The organism is Cellulomonas bogoriensis 69B4 = DSM 16987 (assembly GCF_000767165.1).
Classification (GTDB): Bacteria; Actinomycetota; Actinomycetes; order Actinomycetales; family Cellulomonadaceae; genus Actinotalea; species Actinotalea bogoriensis.
Genome location: NZ_AXCZ01000206.1, coordinates 1 through 4291 on the forward strand (window position 1 = coordinate 1; position 4291 = coordinate 4291).

General features: G+C 71.1%; 3 protein-coding genes and 1 pseudogene. 1 reads left to right on the forward strand and 3 read right to left on the reverse strand.

Annotated features, from left to right (window positions below; all coding sequences use genetic code 11):
• From N869_RS13240 to N869_RS13250, 3 genes and pseudogenes are all read right to left on the reverse strand, one after another.
• Nucleotides 1–454: pseudogene (locus N869_RS13240) on the reverse strand (hypothetical protein); the annotation flags it as partial.
• 141 nt (nt 455–595) lie between these two features.
• The gene (locus N869_RS13245) at nt 596–1075 is read right to left on the reverse strand and encodes an SRPBCC domain-containing protein (RefSeq protein WP_035062372.1); all 480 of its coding nucleotides are present in this window, start codon (nt 1073–1075) and stop codon (nt 596–598) included.
• The gene (locus N869_RS13250) at nt 996–1400 is read right to left on the reverse strand and encodes an ArsR/SmtB family transcription factor (protein WP_052105547.1); all 405 of its coding nucleotides are present in this window, start codon (nt 1398–1400) and stop codon (nt 996–998) included. Before N869_RS13250 ends, N869_RS13245 begins: the two co-directional genes overlap by 80 nt.
• 184 nt (nt 1401–1584) lie before the next feature.
• Here N869_RS13250 and N869_RS13255 point away from each other — a divergent pair, with 184 nt between their 5' ends.
• Entirely contained in the window at nt 1585–4269 is a 2685-nt protein-coding gene (locus tag N869_RS13255) for a cation-transporting P-type ATPase (RefSeq protein WP_035062373.1), read from the forward strand.
• Nucleotides 4270–4291 lie beyond the last annotated feature (22 nt).

Genomic DNA, 4291 nt, shown 5'->3' on the forward strand with positions numbered 1-4291 from the left:
CCTCATGGGCAGGCGCAGGGGCCGGGACCGCTGGGGCGGGGGCCGGTGTGGCGGCCGGGCGCATCGGCACGCTGCGGCACACGGGCGCCTGCCCGCCCTCGCCGAAGTGCTCGTCGAAGCCGTGGACCTGCACCCACTCGATGCACGCGTCCGCCGGCAGCCCCAGGCGCTCCCAGGTGACCGACGTCGCACCCTCGAGGTCGTGCCACGGCGAGGACGGACCACCCAGGTGCACGTTCACCGACCCGTCACCCTCGATCGAGGCCCAGCGCACGTTCACGTGGCCGTGGCGCGCGAGGGCCGCTCCCTCAGGAAGGTCCAGGCCCGTGCCTGTGACCCGGTACGGCGTGGGGGCATCCGACCCTCCCCCGGACGCTGCAGCACCCGAGGCGCCGGCCAAGGCGAGGGCGAGGGACAGGGCGGTGGCGGTGAGCGCGGCGGTGCGCCTGGTCATGCGGGACCTCGACTCCGGAGTACGCGGAACTGCAGAGCAGATCGGACGAACCGCAGCGTAGCCGGGCAAGATCAGCAAATGTCATGGATGTGCACAACTCGGTGGGGCGGCAGCGCCACGAGGCTGCCGCCCCGCGACGCCTCAGGCGCCGGCGGTCGTCATCGGGCGGCCGGTCTCCAGGAGCGTCTTGAGGCTCGCGAGCTCCCACGGCCACCCGCCGCCGCCGTTCTCGACGTCGCCTGAGCCGGCCACGTCGGCAGCGGTCGCCGGGGAGTCCGGGAGCTCGTGGGTCAGGGTCAGGCGGGTCAGACCGGACGGGCTCTGCTGGATGTCGTAGGTGAGCCGGGACGCCGGCTCGTCGTGCCAGGCGGCCTTCCAGTCGAGCACCAGGCGGCGCGGAGGGTCGAGCTCCACGATGGTGGCCTCGATCGCGACGTCCCCCATGCCCATCGCCTTCATCGCGTCGGTGGTGAGGTGGCGGTAGGACCCCCCGACGCGAAGGTCGCAGTCGATGGTCGTCCCGTAGCCGTACCGGGTGTGCTCAGACGTCGTCAGCGCCTTCCACACCTCCTCGGCCGGTGCGTCGATGTAGATGCCGTGGATCTGCGTCGTCCCGCTCATGATGGCCTTCCGCTCGTCGTCTGAGATCGGTCAGGGCGCGCACGCGCCCCTCGGTGTACTTGTCGATCCACCGGTCGTAGATCGCCCTGATCGGGACCGGGTTCAGGTAGTGCAGACGCTCCCGGCCCGACCTCCGCGTGATCACGAGGTCGGCCCCCTCCAGGAGCCTGAGGTGCTTGGCCACACCGAATCGCGACATCTCCGTGTGCTCGTTGACCACGGCCTCGAGCTCACCCAGCGAGCGCCCGTCCCGTTCGAAGAGCGCGTCGAGCAGGCGACGGCGGGTGGGGTCCGCCAGCGCCTTGAAGACCAGGTCGTCGTGCACACCTCAAATTAGGTGACCGTTTGGTCACATGTCAAAGGTCCGGTCTCGCCGGGCGCCCTGGTGCGGGCCGGGAGATGCTTGAGCCGAGCCGGGCCCCCGTCGGCGCAAGGGACGCATGTCGCCACCGGGCCTGTCACGGCGTGCCAGGCTCGACGACGAACACGACGTCGACGAAGGACGGGGTATGGAGAACGCGCACGCGCGCAGTGTCGAAGAGGTCCTCGACGAGCTCGCCACCAGCAGGGAGGGCCTGAGCTCGCAGGAGGCCGTACGGCGGCTGGACGACGCCGGGCCCAACAAGCTGCCCGACGCCCAGCGCGACAACGTCCTCAAGCGGTTCTTCAAGCACTTCAACGACGTGCTCATCTACATCCTGCTCGTGGCCGTGGTTGTCACCGCGCTGCTGGGGCACTGGGTGGACTCCGGGGTGATCCTCGGTGTGGTCGTGATCATCGCCCTGGTCGGGTTCATCCAGGAGGGCAAGGCCGAGGCCGCCCTCGAGGGCATCCGGGCGATGCTCACCCTCGAGGCGCAGGCCCGCCGCGACGGACGGTGGGAGGCCATCCCGGCCGAGGACCTCGTCCCCGGCGACGTCGTGCGCCTGCGGTCCGGTGACCGGGTGCCCGCGGACGTGCGGATCATCGAGCGCACCAACCTCTCGATCGAGGAGTCGGCCCTGACCGGGGAGTCCCAGCCGGTCAAGAAGAGCACCGAGCCCGCCGAGGAGGACGCCGGCGTCGGGGACCGCCCCTCGATGGCGTTCTCCAGCTCCCTGGTGACCTCGGGCCGGGGCGTCGGGGTCGTCACCGGCACCGGGGTGAACACCGAGATCGGCCGCATCAGCACCCTGACCAGCGAGGTCGAGACCCTCGCGACCCCCCTCACCCGGGCGATGAACCGGTTCGGCAAGCAGCTGTCCGTCGCGATCGTCGTGCTCGCCGGCGTCGTCTTCGGCATCGGCGTGCTCGTCCACGGCGACCCCGCGGCCGAGACCCTCCTGGCGTCCATCAGCCTCGCGGTCGCCGCCGTCCCCGAGGGCCTGCCGGCCGTCGTGACCATCACCTTCGCGATCGGCGCGCAGCGCATGGCCCGCCGCAACGCGATCACCCGCCGCCTGGACGCCGTGGAGACCCTCGGGTCGATCACGGTCATCTGCTCGGACAAGACCGGCACCCTCACCAAGAACGAGATGACCGCCCGGGCCGTCGTCACCCGCGCCGGGGCCTACGACGTCACCGGCATGGGATACGCCCCCGACGGCGACATCCGCCTCGACGAGCAGCCCGTGGACCTGGGCGACCGGGCCGACCTGCAGGCCCTGGTGGAGGCGATGTCCGTCGCCAACGACGCCGACATCATCCAGGACCAGGACCAGTGGGTCCTCAACGGCGAACCGACCGAGGGCGCTCTGCAGACCCTCGCCCGCAAGCTCGGCTACGACCCGTCCGACCACGACCGCCGCGCCGAGGTCCCCTTCGAGTCCGAGCACAAGCTCATGGCGACCCTGGCCCGCCGGCCCGACGGCGACGCCGTCGTCCTGGTCAAGGGCGCCCCGGACAACCTGCTGGACCGGTGCGCCACCGAGCTGGGCGCCGACGGGCAGGAGCACGACCTGGACCGCGGCTGGTGGGAGGAACGCATCGGTGAGCTGACCGCCGGCGGGTCCCGGGTGCTCGCCGCAGCCAGGCGGCCCGCAAGCCCCGACGAGGCCGACCTCGCGCTCGGCGACCTGGACCAGGGCCTGCAGCTGCTCGGCGTCGTGGGCATCGTCGACCCGCCCCGCCCCGAGGCCATCGAGGCGATCGCCGCGTGCCGCACCGCCGGGATCACCGTCAAGATGATCACCGGGGACCACCCCGACACCGCCCTGGCGATCGCCCGCGAGATGGGGATCGTCGACCCTGACGACGACGTCCGCGCCGTCACCGGCCGCGACCTCGCCAAGGCCGACGACGCCGAGCTCGCCGACCTCGCCCGCACCCACCACGTGTTCGCGCGCACCAGCCCCGAGAACAAGCTCCAGCTGGTCAGCGCGCTCCAGGCCGACGGCGACGTCGTCGCCATGACCGGCGACGGGGTCAACGACGCACCCACCCTCAAGCGCGCCGACGTCGGCGTGGCCATGGGCATCAAGGGCACTGAGGCCACCAAGGAGGCCGCCGAGATCGTCCTCGCGGACGACAACTTCGTCACGATCGAGCGGGCCGTGGAGGAGGGCCGCACGATCTACGACAACCTCCGCAAGTCGATCCTGTTCATCCTGCCCACCAACGGGGCCCAGGCCCTGGTGATCGTCACAGCCGTGCTGCTGGGCTTCACCCTGCCCCTGACCCCCACCCAGATCCTGTGGGTCAACATGGTGACCGCGGTGACCCTGGCCCTGTCGTTGGCGTTCGAGGACGCCGAACCCGGCATCATGCGGCGCCGTCCACGCGACCCGGACGCCTCGATCCTCGACGGGTACTTCGCCTGGCGCATCAGCCTGGTCACCGTCCTGATCGGCGGCGGCACCATCGGGGTGTTCCTCCTGGCGGACGTCGACGTCGTCGGGTTGGACGTCGCCCGCACCGTCGCCGTCAGCACCCTGGTCGTCGCGCAGATCTTCTACCTGTTCAACAGCAGGTTCCTGACCGCCGCCAGCTACCACCCCTCGCGCCTGCTCGGGAACCGCATCGCGTGGATCGCCGTCGGCGCCCTGGTGGTCCTGCAGCTGGTGTTCGTGTACGCACCATTCATGAACACCCTGTTCGGCACCGCACCCCTGCAGCTGCACCACTGGGGCATCACCCTGCTCGTCGGCCTGGGCGTGTTCGTGCTCGTGGAGATCGAGAAGGCCGTCGTCCGCGCCCGCAGCCTCATCAAGAGCTGACCCCACCCCCCACCTCACCCCG